This is a genomic window from Candidatus Poribacteria bacterium, assembly GCA_021295715.1.
GTDB lineage: Bacteria > Poribacteria > WGA-4E > WGA-4E > WGA-3G > WGA-3G.
Genome location: JAGWBV010000134.1, coordinates 8,269 through 8,598 on the forward strand (window position 1 = coordinate 8,269; position 330 = coordinate 8,598).

1 protein-coding gene is annotated in these 330 nt (G+C 53.3%); it reads right to left on the reverse strand.

Annotated features, from left to right (window positions below; all coding sequences use genetic code 11):
- A partial coding sequence (locus J4G07_21520; protein MCE2416565.1) for a zinc-binding dehydrogenase occupies window positions 1-330 on the reverse strand: 330 nt, incomplete at both ends.

Sequence of the window (330 nt, forward strand, 5' to 3'; positions counted from 1 at the left end):
TCCGAACGATATTCATAGCGGTGTCAAAGTTTTCCCCACCGCCTACGGTTTCAACCACTGCATCAAAACCGATGCCGTTCGTGACATCCTTGACGTATTCTCGGACATCGGTGTCGCTGACGTTTACGATATGATCTGCGCCGAGTGCTTTTGCCAGTTCTGCCTGCTGCTCGTACTTGACGGTAATCAATGTCTCTTTGACACCCGCGGCGACTGCATCCGCTAAAGCGAATTGTCCGATCGTCCCGCCCCCGATAATTGCGACTGTATCTCTGGAATTGGCACCTGTCCGCGCGATGGCACGATGTGAAACAGCGAGCGGTTCAACGA